The sequence below is a fragment of the Jilunia laotingensis genome, from assembly GCF_014385165.1.
In the GTDB taxonomy this organism is placed as follows: domain Bacteria; phylum Bacteroidota; class Bacteroidia; order Bacteroidales; family Bacteroidaceae; genus Bacteroides; species Bacteroides laotingensis.
The window spans coordinates 806661-820952 of record NZ_JACRTF010000001.1 but is presented as its reverse complement, the minus strand read 5'-3'; the positions used below and the strand labels follow the sequence as shown (position 1 = coordinate 820952).

The window sequence follows — 14292 nt, the reverse complement described above, 5'->3', positions numbered from 1 at the left end:
ATGAATAATAAGTTAATTTCAGCATTACCGGCACTTGCAGGGGCACTGACAGTGGTCCCTGCTATGGCTCAAACATCGAAGCCTAACATTGTGATCATTATGACCGATCAGCAGCGTGCCGACCTGTGTGGTAGGGAGGGCTTTCCGATGGCTGTGACTCCTTTTGCCGATTCATTGGCTCACCGGAACGTGTGGTTTGACAAGGCTTATACGGTAGCACCGGCGAGTATACCTGCTCGTTGTTCCATGTTTACGGGACGCTATCCGACAGCTACCCATGTACGTACCAACCACAATTTGGGAGACACCTATTATACAAAGGACATGCTGGAGGTATTTAAAGAAAATGGCTATAAGACGGCTTTGGTCGGTAAAAACCATGCCCATGTCAAAGACACTGATTTTGACTATTGCGACGGCTATTTTCATTGGGGGAAGAATCGGAAAGATACCCAACAGGATAAGGACTTTGCCCGGTTCCTGAACGAAGATGCAAGAGGGCAGTACCTGGAAGCTACTCCTTTCCCCGTGGAAGCCCAGAACCCGGTAAAGATCGTAACGAAAGCGCTGGCTTGGGTCGAACAGCAGAAGGATGCTCCCTTCTTTATGTGGGTATCTATGCCCGAACCGCATAATCCTTACCAGATTTCCGAACCATATTTTTCCATGTTTTCGCCCGATAAGCTTCCTCCGACATTGACCAGCCGCAAGGACTTGTCTAAAAAAGGAGAGAAGTATGAAATCCTTGCCGAATTGGAAGACGCGTCTTGTCCGAACCTGCAACAGGATCTTCCCCGCTTGCGTGGTAATTATCTGGGGATGCTCCGCTTGATCGATGATCAGGTGAAACGTCTAATTGAGGGCTTTGTCGCTACGGGGCTATATGACAATACGATCTTTGTTATCTTGTCCGATCACGGAGACTATTGCGGTGAATATGGACTGATTCGCAAGGGTGCGGGTGTACCCGAGTGCCTGACTCGTATTCCGATGGTTTGGGCGGGACAGGGCATTAAGCCTCAGTCTAAACCGATGGACGCACATGTTTCTTTGGCAGATGTATTTCCAACGATATGCTCTGCCATCGGAGCAGAAATACCTTTGGGCGTGCAAGGCAGAAGTCTTTGGCCGATGCTTAACGGAGAGTCTTATCCGAAGAAGGAATTTGCCAGTGTGATGGTTCAACAGGGATTCGGAGGTGAGGATTTTACCCGTAAAGAACCGCTGACCTTTCAGGAAGAAGGGGCTTTGCAACCTAAAAAGATTGCCTTTTTCGACGAATTGAACACTTGGACGCAGAGTGGCACGGAAAGAATGGTTCGCAAAGACGATTGGAAGTTAGTGTTGGATAATTACGGACGAGGTGAATTGTATAATTTGAAACAAGACCCATCCGAAATCAACAACCTTTATAATAACAAGAAATTTGCGGCTAAGCAAATGGAAATGTTGGAGGAACTGATGACTTGGGAATTGCGTTTGCAAGATCCGCTTCCCGTTCCAAGGAACCGGTATCATTTCAAACGTAATCCTTATAATTATCATTTTATGCAGGAGAATAAGTAGATAATTCATAATTGATTTAATTGAACGGAAGCGGAACTCTGCATGTATGTGCGTGCAGATTCCGCTTCTTTTTGTCAGGTTGAATTCAATGACTATTCATTTTGACAAAACGTTTTTCTTATCCTTCAGGGATGCGATATTTCGGGGCAATGGGAAGCATGATTGAGAAGAACGGAATCTAAGACGATTAGCACTTTTCACTTTTTTACTTAAAGGATGGAAGGGGTTGCATAATGCTTGCTATCTTTTATTATTCTTTCTTTGTGATCTACTTTAGCTTGTTATCGCTTTATTCTGTCACTTGTGGAAGTTTCACCGGATATGACGAGATAGAGAAAAAAGAAGGATAAAAAGGCATCTTTTCCGTCCAATTATACTCCTATTTGCTAGTTATTGCTATTCAATCTACAGGATATGGTTACTTTATCTGCTGGTTATTATTGTTTCATCCGTTGGAAATGGTTATTCCATTTGCCGAATATGGTTATTTCATTTGCTAAATGAGGTTGTTTAACCTGTGTTTTGTTGTGTTTTGACTCATAAAACGGGCTTCCACCGTGCTATTTCCATGATTATGAAAAAAAGTTGGTTAGCCATAGAAGTAAAATGCTATCCCATTGCTTGGTATTCTCGAACTTCACTTTCAAAAAGAAAGTAGGCTCTTGCCTATGTTAGAAATGCTAATTTAACATCAAACTCATATAGGGCTGCATCGGTGCCAGTAATAATTCCCCTAATTCGCTTATGGTTAATTTGAGCGGGGAATCTGAAAGCCGTTGTTTGCTATGTGTACATTTTCCTTTATTGAGATAATAATAACCGTTGTTTACAGAAAGGTATTTGTCCGTTAATTCAATGCTCATCTCTTTTTCAGGATAGTACGCTGCATAAAGTTGTAGGAAACCAAGCGCATCGATAATACGAGCCATTCCCAGCACGGATTGTTCTGCGCCCAAGGCAGGAGGAGTGATGAAAAACATACCCTTTTGAGTGGTGTTCTCGAATGCGATATGATGAAGTAGTCCGGCTTTTACCTTCGGGCTATCGGAGAAAAGTTCATTGATATACAAGCCGCTTTCTCTCAGATAAGTGACGGCTAAGCCGACAATACTGTTCCCGACGGACGCTATGTACACTGATCCGCCACTGACAGCAGCATCGGCAAGTATCACTTTGAAATCATCGGAAGTATGCTGTATGCAGCAGGGACGCTCATGCATTTTATGATTTAAATATCGGTAGGCTTCCGGATCGTAATCGCTTACTTTCCGGATCACGACTTCTTCGTCTGTAGTTCCGGCATCAGACACTTGTTGTAAAGAATGACGGAAGACTGGAACGTATCCCAAACGCGCATAATAATCGAATAACCAAGGCTCTGCCGGTATCAATGTGCTAAGCATGACTCCTTCATTTGTCATCCGTTCAAAAGCCTGTGAAAGTAATTCGCGCATCGCTCCGTTGCCGCGATGGTCGGGATGGGTGCATGCACCCGATATGTAAGATGTCCGAATCTCTTTATCGCAAAAGGTCATGGGATAAGGAATCATCTGAAGTGCTGAAACAACTTCTTCGCCATCCTGGATGGTCATAGTTATTTCATCTTTATAACGCAGACGAAAATACAGGTCGATGAACGCCTGGCTGTCGTCAAAACAAAGCTCCCATAGTGTTTTTACCTTATCCTTGATCATTGTATATCCAATCCTTTTAATGCGGTAATTCTATCTGTTTACCATTTTATCATATCCAACGGCTCATTTTTGAGGCAAGCCATATATTTTTCCAGAATAATCGTCGGCTGATAGGACAGTTTTGCTTTTCGCAAGCCTTCGATTCCTAAATCTTCTTCCCGGTTGATGTAAGTGTACTGTTCAGGGATGTGATTGGCAAACTCATAATTAATCATGGCATAAGCTCCGTCAATATTGGTATCCGCCTTTTCGACATGTACCCCGAATGTATCCTTGTTGATAGGCATACCGAACGTAAATGCAACGATCTTACCATTGGCATGCAATATGCCACCGGTCAGTCCCAATTCTTCAAAGTGATGCAGGGCATAAACCAATGCCCGGCGTTCATTCCCCGTGCCTTCTTGTTTATCGCAGTTGTTTGCTTTACACCATTCAGCTTCCAGCTCGAGGCATTCCGATATGCGGTCGGGAGTGATGGGTGCATATTCATAATTACCATAGGTGTTGCGGAATTTGTTAATGTGATTCCGTTTCGCTTGAAATTTCTTACCTTTCAATGTGGCAAGGTCACTCCGTAGATAAATGTAGTCGGCATAATCCCTGTCGGCTGTAAAAATGAATTGTCCCGGAAAGATGCTCTCCAGCTCTTCACGCATGCATGAACATACTCCCAGCATGCAGAATGGCTGATTCTCTTGGGATGCGTCTTCGATAAGTGCTTTCAGGACTGGTTTTACATTTCCTTCACCTACGGGCATCATATAAGCCAGTTCGTCTCCCGCCCAGAATTTAAAAGCAAGAAAGTTATCGATAATGGCATATTTGGTATGGTATAAAAATCTCCAGCTACAGAGATTAGAGAAAGATAAATCACAATTCCTGCGATTACTGTTCATCGTGTAGGCGGTAATGATATCTTTATCTTTGATAGTGATATCTTTAAATTCTATCATAAAGTATACTTTTCTTTTAGTGGTCTTTTTATATATAACAATTAACTGCCTTTTTTGTTAGAAGAAGCCTAATAAACGAAGGATAGTAGGAGTCAATAAAGCTGTGAATATGCCGTTTAGCGTTAATCCCAGGCTGGCATAGGCTCCGTATTTACTGCTGATGTCCATCGCTGTCGAGGTGCCTACCGCATGAGCTGCGGTTCCCATGGAGAGCCCTTGTGCAATGGGGCTGCCGACATGCATCAGTTTCATTGTCTTGAAACCGAGTATGGCCCCCAATAGCCCTACGCAGACCACCACTGCTGCAGTCAAGGAAGGGATGCCTCCCAATGTTTTCGTTACTTCCATGGCAATGGGAGTTGTGACGGACTTGGGAGCTAGCGAGAGAATCACCTCTTTGGAAGCCCCCATGAGTTTGGCTATCAACACCACGGAGACGACTCCGACGATACATCCCGCCAGTTGAGAAAGCAGAATGGGAAGCAATTGCTTTTTGATCGTTTCCAGTTGCAGATAAAGCGGTACGCCCAATGCAACCACGGCAGGCTTGAGCCAGAATTCTATCAGATGACCGCCTTTATTATAAGTCTCATAACTGATATGAGTTACCTTCAGGAAAATAATAAGAATGGCAATCGTCAATAATATAGGATTCAACAACAGTAATCCCGTCTTCTTCTGAAGCAACTTTGCAAAGAAAAAAATCCCGAAGGTAATAGCCAACAGGAAAAATTCATTTTCTAAATAACTCATTTGATTTTACGTGCTAATTGATGAACCCATCCGGTGACAACGAGAACCAAGACGGTGCTGACAAGGGTGGCAATAACAATTGGCCAAAACTGTGCCGCAATGATGTCGAAATAGAGCATTAAGGCAACTCCGGGGGGAATAAAGAAGAATCCTAGGTTAGCAACCAGGAAATCGGACATGCCCTGCACCCATTGCAGTTTGATCCAACCTAATTTAAGAAAGAGGGTGAGCAATAGCATCCCTATGATGCTGGAAGGAAGTTTGATCCCTGTGAGAAAAACAATCAATTCACCCAAAGCCAAACAGCCAAATAAAATGGCGCACTGACGTATCATACTTTTATACCTATTGAATTTGAAAACGGTGCAAAGTTATTAAATAACTTATAGAGTTGTAACGGATTACCGTGAAGAATTTATTTTAATCCTCTATTTTCTAAAAAAAAACAATTAAAAAAGAGATAGGAATAAAAATATATATATTTTTGCAAAAGACAACGAATTAACCAAAGTATGAACATTAACCGTTAAAACAAAACGAATATGAAGAAAGGTTTATTAATCAGCGCTTTTACAGCGTTAGCTATGATGATTTCTGTAAGTTCATTTGCTCAGGAGAAAGCAACCAAAGATGACTACAAAAAGTTAGCAAAACAAGAAAAAATTCTAAACAAAGATCTCCAAAAGAAAGCGATTAAAGATGCGCGTAAAGAAGCAAAAAAACTGACTAAAGAGGGATTTAAGACGCCTGTCGGGAAATTGCCTTTAGACAAACAGCTTGAAAATGCATGGCAGAAACAAGCCGAAATGACTCCGGACGGAACACCGTTCTGGTATATAGCCTCTTCTAGAGCTGTGGGCGGTAATCAGTCTTCAGCTGCATTGCAGGCAACAAACGCTGCTAAAATAGACCTTGCCGGGCAGATTCAGACGAAAGTATCACAACTCATTGAAGCAAAAGTGGCAAATGACGATATGGGACAGGAAGAAGCTGCCAGCCTTTCGAGCGTGGTAGGTGCCAGTAAAAGCGTTATTTCTGCAACTTTAGGACGCGTGATTCCATTGGTTGAAGTGTATCGCACTTTGCCAAACAAAAACGTGGAAGTAATGGTTACTTTAGGCTATAGCATGGAAGCTGCCAATAAAGCTGCTATCAATGCCTTACGTTCCGAGTTGGCAAAGAAATCGGAAGATTTGGCCAAAGAATTGGATAAACTCGGCTATTAATCAGGATATAATATAGAATAAAACAAACTGAATGAAAATAAAAGGGATATCTGGCGCCATCGTCATTTTATTACTGATGGCTGCCAATACTCTTTGTGCGCAGGATATCGTGAAAGTAAAAGGCGTGCAAGGGCGTTGGCAGGTCAGTGAGGAGATCACTTTGAAGCAAGCCGAGGAACGCGCATTCATGGAAGCGAAGAAAGCCGCCTTGCAGAAAGCAGGCGTGATGGAGAATGTCTGGTCTGTATTCGGGCAAATAACTCAGGAAGACGGACAGGAATTTCATGAAGCCTATTCGCAAATGAGTGTGTTGGCAATTGGCGGAATGGTGAATGTCACTAATAAAAAGGTGGAGGAGGTATGGGACGTGAATTCCCGCAGCCTTTACAAAGTAGTGACAATAGATGCTACCGTGCGGAAGAACGATAAACCGGATAACTCGTATGTACTTGAAGTGAAAGGTGTGGAAACTCTTTATAAAGAAGGAGACGTGTTTACTTGCAGTCTGAAGGTACACGGTGCGGACTCTTATCTGAAGTTTTTTTGGTTTGACAGCACAGGTGGATCTTTGCTCTATCCTAATGCCTATGAAGCTGACAGGTTGCTGACAGCAGGGCATGAGTATAATATACCTTTCAGTAATTCTGTGGATTATCTGATGGAGAAGCAGCCGGGAAAGGAGAATGAAAAAATAAACATGATGATGGTAGCTACCAAGGAAAATATCCCGTTTACGGATACAGTTACCTATCAGAATGTGTTGAAATGGGTTTATTCGATCCCTGCCAACCAACGGTGTGCTTTCTATGAGATGGTACTGATTAAATAAGTGACTAAAAAATGTACAGATGAATAACAAGGTGAAGTATATTATTCTTTTTATAGCTGGGATGTTTGTATCTCTGCCGGCAGCTATGGGACAGGAGGTGGATTATGAGAAAGATTTCGATGCCTTCCAGAAAGCTCAGCAAGAAGAATTTAATGAATTCAAGAATAAGGCAGATGCAGAGTTCGAAACTTTCCTGAGAGAATCCTGGGCGAAGTTTGAGGCGTTTGATCCGTTGGAACCTCCGGTTAGGCCGGAACCTGTGAAACAACCGGTGTTTGATGGAAAGAAACCTCAGGCTCCGGTGGCTATTAAGCCCGCCTCACCTAAAATTCCGGACATGGAAAAACCTACCATTGCGGGCCGTCCTGTAGACGTGAAGAAGCCGGAACTGCCCGTAATGACAGATAAACCTGCTCCGGGGGTATATGTTCCCGGACATCCCTATCTTCCCGTAAAAATAGACATGCCGAAAGTGCCTGTTACTGAAAGACCGGTTCAACGGAGTTCTGTGAATTTTTATGGTACACCGATGAAGGTCGCTACCGATGCAATAGAAAATTTGGCACTTGCAGGCAACCGCGAAGGAGACGTGGCGGATGCATGGAGTAAGTTGTGCAAGGCGGATCATGAGCAACTGATCAAGGATTGCATGACCTTGCGTGAAGAAAAGAATATGAGCGACTGGGAGTATTTGTTGTTTACCCAAAAGATCGGAGAACAGCTTTACGGTGAGCAACAGAAAGATGACATTGCTTTTCTGCAAATGTTTATTTTGAATAAGTCGGGTTACAAAGTACGTCTTTCTAAAATCAATGGGAAGCTAAAACTGATGGTGGCTCCTGCTGGTGCATTGTACGGCATACCTTATATAATGTTGGAAGGAACGAAGTATTATGTTTTTAATGCTGAAAAGCAGAATGGGGGGATGGGAGTATATACTTATAAACAAGATTTCGCCAATGCTAAAAACTACATCTCGTTAGCTATTAATGCGGCTCCTAAATTTGATATGGCGGAATATCAAGAAACTGTTTCTCCTACCTCCGGGTCTGTAAAAGTAGAGACGGTGGTCAATCGAAATCTGATGGAGTTTTATAAAAACTATCCCCAATGTGATGTTTCAGTGTACTATCATACGCCAATGAGTGAGGAGCTGAAAGCAACCTTGTACCCTCCTTTGAAAGAGGCAATCAAAGGAAAGTCGCAACGTGAAGCGGCTAATCTCTTGATCGAATTTGTTCAGACGGGTTTTGAGTACCAAACGGATGGTGATCAGTTTGGTTACGAGAAGCCATTCTTTCTGGATGAGAACTTCTTTTATCCCGCTTGCGATTGCGAAGACCGGGCTATTCTGTATGCTACTTTAGTAAAGGATTTGTTAGGATTGGATGCCATTTTGCTGGATTATCCGAACCATATTGCTTCAGCGGTTCGCTTTACTGAAGAGATTCCAGGTGACTATATCATATTGGATGACGGGACGAAGTATCTTATTTGCGACCCTACCTATATCGGTGCCACCATCGGAATGTGTATGGAGCAATTTAAGGATGTGGCTCCACAGGTAATCTATTAGTGTTAAATATTATAATAATTGTATATTCGGGGCATATTTATGCCCCGTTTTGCAATGTAGATGTTACAATATTGTGTACTTTTGCAACGTGAATGACACGTTACTACCAGACTATACATATATTTTAAAATATTTATGCTCAATTTAATTAACTCTATCGTTGCGCGTGCGAAAGCGGATCGCCAACGCATTGTTCTGCCCGAAGGAACGGAAGAACGTACCCTGAAAGCTGCCAATCAGATATTGACAGATGAAGTTGCAGACCTTATTCTTATAGGAAATCCGAAGGAAATTGAAGAAGCTGCCGCCAAATGGGGATTGGGAAATATCAGTAAAGCTACCATCATCGATCCGGAAAACCATCCGAAGATGGAAGAATATGCACAGCTTTTATGTGAGTTGCGTAAGAAGAAGGGTATGACTATCGAAGAGGCTCGTAAATTGGTGCGTAATCCTTTGTATTTGGGGTGCCTTATCATTAAGAACAATGATGCTGACGGGCAGTTGGCGGGTGCGCGTAATACTACAGGAGATGTGTTGCGTCCTGCACTCCAAATCATTAAAACGACTCCGGGCATTACTACAGTTTCCGGTGCGATGCTATTGCTGACGCATGCTCCCGAATACGGAAAGAATGGCATTCTCGTTATGGGGGATGTTGCCGTAACTCCTGTGCCTGATGCTGAACAATTGGCTCAGATAGCCGTGTGTACGGCTCGTACGGCTCAGGCTGTTGCAGGAATAGAAGAACCGAAGGTTGCTTTATTAAGCTTCTCAACCAAAGGTTCGGCTAAGCACGAAGTTGTGGATAAAGTGGTTGAAGCATTGAAGATTGCCAAGGAGTTGGATCCTACACTGGCTATCGATGGCGAGTTGCAGGCTGATGCAGCATTGGTTCCTGAAGTCGGTGCGAGCAAAGCTCCGGGGTCTCCCATCGCAGGTCAGGCGAATGTGTTGATTGTTCCGAGTTTGGAAGTCGGTAATATTTCTTATAAACTGGTTCAGCGTTTGGGACATGCCGATGCTGTTGGACCGATTCTACAAGGCATAGCCCGTCCGGTAAACGATCTTTCACGCGGTTGTTCCATTGAAGATGTTTACAGAATGATTGCTATTACTGCCAATCAAGCTATTGCGGCTAAAAAGTTGAAATAACCTATAATTCGATATAGAAATGAAGATATTAGTATTGAACTGTGGAAGTTCGTCAATCAAATACAAACTGTTCGATATGGACAGTAAAGAGGTAATTGCACAAGGTGGTATCGAAAAAATCGGCCTGAAAGGTTCCTTTTTGAAGCTGACTCTACCGAACGGTGAAAAGAAGATCATTGAAAAGGACATTCCCGAGCATACCGCAGGCGTGGAACTCATCCTTAAGACATTGGTAGACCCGCAATACGGTGCCATCAAATCATTGAACGAGATAAATGCCGTCGGACACCGTATGGTACATGGCGGTGAACGTTTCAGCAAATCTGTATTACTGAATAAGGAAGTGCTTGAAGCTTTTGCTGCTTGTAACGATCTGGCTCCGCTTCACAATCCTGCAAACCTGAAAGGTGTAAATGCTATTTCGGCTATTCTGCCGGATATCCCGCAGGTAGGTGTGTTTGATACGGCTTTCCATCAGACAATGCCGGATTATGCATACCTTTATGCCGTTCCTTACGACCTGTATGAAAAATACGGTGTGCGTCGTTATGGCTTCCACGGAACTTCCCACCGTTACGTCTCACAGCGTGTATGTGAATTTCTGGGCATCAAACCGGAAGGGCTGAAGTTGATCACTTGCCATATTGGTAATGGTGGCTCTATCACTGCCATAAAAGATGGTAAGAGCATCGACACGACCATGGGCTTGACACCGTTGGAAGGTTTGATGATGGGTACTCGTAGCGGTGACATCGATCCGGGTGCCGTTACTTTCATCATGGATAAGGAAGGCTTGAATACCACTGGGGTGTCCAACTTGCTAAATAAGAAGAGTGGAGTATTAGGCGTTTCGGGTGTGTCCAGCGATATGCGCGAATTGGAAGCAGCTGTTGCCGCTGGTAATCCCAAAGCTATTCTCGCAGAGAAAATGTATTTCTATCGCATTAAGAAATACATTGGTGCATACGCTGCTGCATTAGGAGGAGTTGATGTGATTCTCTTTACCGGTGGCGTAGGTGAGAACCAAGCATCTTGTCGTGCGGGGGTATGCGAAGGCCTTGAATTCATGGGAATAAAGATTGATCCGGAAAGAAATAAAGTTCGTGGAGAAGAAGCCATTATCTCAACGGATGATTCCAAGGTGAAGGTAGTTGTTATCCCTACAGATGAAGAGTTGCTGATTGCATCCGATACAATGGATATTGTAAGTAAATAGTCGTAAACAAGAAATATTTTATAGGACGGGACATCCTTTGCGGGGGTGTCCCGTCCTGTTATTAAAATAATCACTTATCTTTGCCTGTAGAATAGAAAAATAGAAAAATATGAGATATTCCGTCATAATTCCTGTCTATAATCGTCCGGATGAAGTGGATGAACTGTTGCAAAGCCTTATGTCTCAGCATTTCAAAGACTTTGAGGTGATCGTCGTGGAAGATGGTTCTTCGGTTCCTTGCCGAGAGGTGGTTGATAAATACAAGAATTGTCTGGATATAAAATACTTTCAGAAGCCTAATTCCGGTCCGGGACAAACGAGGAATTATGGTGCGGAGAGAAGTCAGGGAGAGTATCTCATTATTTTGGATTCGGATTGTATTTTGCCGGAAGGATATCTGGACTCGGTTGAAAATGAATTAAAAGATTCCTCAGCCGATGCGTTCGGGGGGCCTGACAGGGCGCATGATTCTTTTACCGATATCCAGAAGGCTATCAATTATTCTATGACTTCTTTTTTTACTACCGGTGGCATCCGGGGTGGAAAAAAGAAGATGGATAAGTTTTATCCCCGCAGCTTTAATATGGGCGTAGAGCGCGAAGTGTATCACGTTTTAGGGGGATTCTCTAAAATGCGTTTCGGAGAGGATATCGATTTCAGTATCCGTATTTTCAAAGGGGGCTATCGTTGCCGTCTATTTCCCGGAGCGTGGGTTTATCACAAACGGCGTACGGATCTTAAGAAATTCTTTAAACAAGTACATAATTCGGGGATAGCCCGTATTAATCTGTATAAGAAATATCCGGAATCATTAAAAATAGTACATCTGCTTCCAGCCATCTTCACATTAGGAGTTGTCCTGCTTTTAATCGGGAGCTTTTTCTGCCTGTATAGTCTGATTCCGATCGTTCTGTATGCTCTGTTGGTCTGTATTGATTCTACATGTAGGAATCATAGTCTGCGGATCGGCATCTATTCTGTCGCTGCTTCATTTATACAACTTATCGGTTATGGAACGGGCTTCTGGAGAGCTTGGTGGGAACGTTGTATCTTGAAACGCGGTGAGTTTGGAGCTTTCCAAAGGACTTTTTATAAATAACAGATTTTTATCAATAGTAGAAACCTCTTATTCAGGAGGAGGCAATCGGTTCTTATGGTCGGTGCAACTATACCTTATAATATAATAAACATGGAAGACAGGCAGAAACTTAATATTAACCAATGGGCGGAGGAAGACAGACCACGTGAGAAAATGATGAGTAAAGGAGCGGATGCTTTAAGTGATGCGGAGTTACTGGCTATATTGATTGGATCGGGAAATACGGAAGAAACAGCCGTGGAGCTAATGCGCCGAATGCTTAAAGACTGCCATAACGACCTTAACGAACTGGCTCGATGGGAACTTCCTGATTATGCTCGTTTTAAGGGATTGGGTCCAGCTAAAAGCGTCACTATTATGGCTGCTTTGGAATTGGGAAAGCGTCGTAAGCTCCAGCAAGCAATGGAACGGTCTGCCGTCACTTGTTCCAAGGATATTTATGAATTGTTCCATCCTTTGATGTGCGATCTTCCTTTGGAAGAATTTTGGGTGTTATTGCTCAATCAGGCAAATAAGGTGATTGATAAAGTGTGTGTCAGCACAGGCGGGATTGCCGGGACATTTGTGGATGTACGTACCCTTCTTAGGGAAGCCATATTGAAACGTGCGACTCGAATGGCTGTCGTTCATAATCATCCATCGGGCAGTAATCGCCCCAGCCAGGAAGATAAGGCGCTGACCAAACAGATTCAGGATGCAGCTCATACGATGAACATTCATTTGATCGATCATGTTATAATCTGTGATGGTAAGTTCTACAGTTTTGCTGACGAAGGACTTGTCTGAATGATTTTATTCTTATATTTGCAAAAATAAATACTCACTTTTATGACTAAGTTTGAAATAGAAGAGAAAATAGTAGATATGCTCAAGACTGTGTACGATCCGGAGATACCGGTGAACATATACGATCTGGGACTTATCTATAAGATTGATGTTTCCGATACTTTTGAAGTATCCATAGATATGACGTTGACGGCTCCTAACTGTCCAGCGGCCGATTTTATCATGGAAGATGTCCGGCAAAGGGTAGAGTCGGTAGAAGGAGTCACTTCTTCCACTATCAATCTGGTCTTTGAGCCGGAATGGGACAAAGACATGATGAGCGAGGAAGCTAAATTGGAACTGGGATTCCTGTGAGAAAAGAAACATTCCGTTTGATATTTTGTAATTACTAATTCATAATTGAAATGAAAAACATCTATTTCCTTTCCGATGCCCATCTAGGCTCACGTGCTATTGAACATGGGCGTACTCAGGAACGAAGACTGGTGAATTTTCTCGATAGTATTAAGCACAAAGCTGCCGCTGTCTATTTGTTGGGCGATATGTTTGATTTTTGGTATGAATTTAAGTTGGTAGTTCCCAAGGGCTTTACCCGCTTCCTTGGAAAGCTTTCGGAATTGACAGATATGGGAGTGGAGGTGCATTTCTTTACCGGGAACCATGATATATGGTGTGGCGATTACTTAACAAAGGAATGTGGGGTTATCATTCACCGTAAGCCATTGACTACCGAAATATACGGGAAAGAGTTCTATCTGGCACATGGTGATGGATTGGGAGACCCCGATAAGAAGTTCAAGTTTTTGCGTGGCATGTTTCACAGTAAGACTTTGCAGACGCTTTTCTCTAATCTTCATCCCCGGTGGAGTGTTGATCTTGGTTTGACATGGGCAAAGCACAGCCGTATGAAACGTGCCGATGGTAAAGAACCGGATTACATGGGTGAAAATAAGGAATATCTTGTTCTCTATACAAAAGAGTATCTGAAGAATCACCCGAACATCAATTTCTTTATTTATGGGCACCGTCATATTGAACTTGACCTAATGTTAAGTGCGACGGCCCGTGTCTTGATTCTCGGAGATTGGATTAACTTCTTCTCTTATGCCGTTTTCGATGGCGAAAACCTGTTTCTTGAGGAATATGTGGAAGGGGAAACGAAATTGTGACCGGATTGCGAAAGAAGAAATATAGAAGAGATAGGTGATATTAATATATGTAATGCCCCGTAAGAATATATCTTACGGGGCATTACATATATTGGCATATTTTTTACAAATAAGCCCGACTGGAGAAAACTAATAATGAAGGTCACCATATATGAAAACAGGATTCAGGTATAAAATCTGAATCCTGAAGTTTTCCATTTACAATAAAATAAGGAACAGTGCCATGCAAAAGGTGGACAATGCCAACTCGTGGGCAGTACTGAGGAA

14 protein-coding genes are annotated in these 14292 nt (G+C 42.9%); 10 read left to right on the top strand and 4 right to left on the bottom strand.

Annotated elements, in window-relative coordinates:
* Positions 1-1566: a sulfatase family protein gene (locus H8744_RS03350; protein ID WP_262433501.1), complete on the top strand. Its 1566-nt coding sequence runs from the start codon at positions 1-3 to the stop codon at positions 1564-1566.
* 680 nt (positions 1567-2246) lie between these two features.
* Here H8744_RS03350 and H8744_RS03345 read toward each other — a convergent pair.
* From H8744_RS03345 to H8744_RS03330, 4 genes are read right to left on the bottom strand one after another with little or no spacing between them, the layout of a single operon-like run.
* Entirely contained in the window at positions 2247-3260 is a 1014-nt protein-coding gene (locus H8744_RS03345; RefSeq protein ID WP_262433500.1) for a GNAT family N-acetyltransferase, read from the bottom strand.
* Positions 3261-3298: 38 nt separating this feature from the next.
* The gene (locus tag H8744_RS03340) at positions 3299-4216 is read right to left on the bottom strand and encodes a DUF2156 domain-containing protein (RefSeq protein ID WP_262433499.1); all 918 of its coding nucleotides are present in this window, start codon (positions 4214-4216) and stop codon (positions 3299-3301) included.
* A 57-nt stretch (positions 4217-4273) separates the two neighbouring features.
* Positions 4274-4969, bottom strand: coding sequence for an LrgB family protein (locus tag H8744_RS03335; protein WP_262433498.1), 696 nt, complete (start codon positions 4967-4969; stop codon positions 4274-4276).
* The gene (locus H8744_RS03330; RefSeq protein WP_262433497.1) at positions 4966-5304 is read right to left on the bottom strand and encodes a CidA/LrgA family protein; all 339 of its coding nucleotides are present in this window, start codon (positions 5302-5304) and stop codon (positions 4966-4968) included. The genes H8744_RS03335 and H8744_RS03330 overlap by 4 nt, the downstream gene beginning before the upstream one ends.
* 207 nt (positions 5305-5511) lie before the next feature.
* On the opposite strand from H8744_RS03330, the gene H8744_RS03325 reads away from it, so the two are divergent.
* From H8744_RS03325 to H8744_RS03285, 9 genes are all read left to right on the top strand, one after another.
* Complete coding sequence (locus H8744_RS03325; RefSeq protein WP_262433496.1) at positions 5512-6195, top strand: hypothetical protein; 684 nt, start codon at positions 5512-5514, stop codon at positions 6193-6195.
* Between the two features lie 31 nt (positions 6196-6226).
* Positions 6227-7024 (top strand): DUF4384 domain-containing protein, encoded by a 798-nt coding sequence (locus tag H8744_RS03320; RefSeq protein WP_262433495.1) that lies wholly within the window; start codon positions 6227-6229, stop codon positions 7022-7024.
* 19 nt (positions 7025-7043) lie between these two features.
* Entirely contained in the window at positions 7044-8600 is a 1557-nt protein-coding gene (locus tag H8744_RS03315; RefSeq protein ID WP_262433494.1) for a hypothetical protein, read from the top strand.
* 135 nt (positions 8601-8735) lie between these two features.
* A complete protein-coding gene (gene pta, locus H8744_RS03310; RefSeq protein WP_262433493.1) occupies positions 8736-9755 on the top strand; it encodes a phosphate acetyltransferase in 1020 nt (339 codons plus the stop codon).
* 19 nt (positions 9756-9774) lie between these two features.
* Positions 9775-10971, top strand: a complete 1197-nt coding sequence (locus tag H8744_RS03305) for an acetate kinase (protein WP_262433492.1) — start codon at positions 9775-9777, stop codon at positions 10969-10971.
* 109 nt (positions 10972-11080) lie between these two features.
* Entirely contained in the window at positions 11081-12070 is a 990-nt protein-coding gene (locus H8744_RS03300) for a glycosyltransferase family 2 protein (protein ID WP_262433491.1), read from the top strand.
* Between the two features lie 90 nt (positions 12071-12160).
* Complete coding sequence (gene radC, locus H8744_RS03295; RefSeq protein WP_262433490.1) at positions 12161-12856, top strand: RadC family protein; 696 nt, start codon at positions 12161-12163, stop codon at positions 12854-12856.
* A 42-nt stretch (positions 12857-12898) separates the two neighbouring features.
* The gene (locus H8744_RS03290; protein ID WP_262433489.1) at positions 12899-13210 is read left to right on the top strand and encodes an iron-sulfur cluster assembly protein; all 312 of its coding nucleotides are present in this window, start codon (positions 12899-12901) and stop codon (positions 13208-13210) included.
* A gap of 50 nt (positions 13211-13260) precedes the next feature.
* The gene (locus tag H8744_RS03285; protein WP_262433488.1) at positions 13261-14025 is read left to right on the top strand and encodes a UDP-2,3-diacylglucosamine diphosphatase; all 765 of its coding nucleotides are present in this window, start codon (positions 13261-13263) and stop codon (positions 14023-14025) included.
* Positions 14026-14292: the final 267 nt, after the last annotated feature.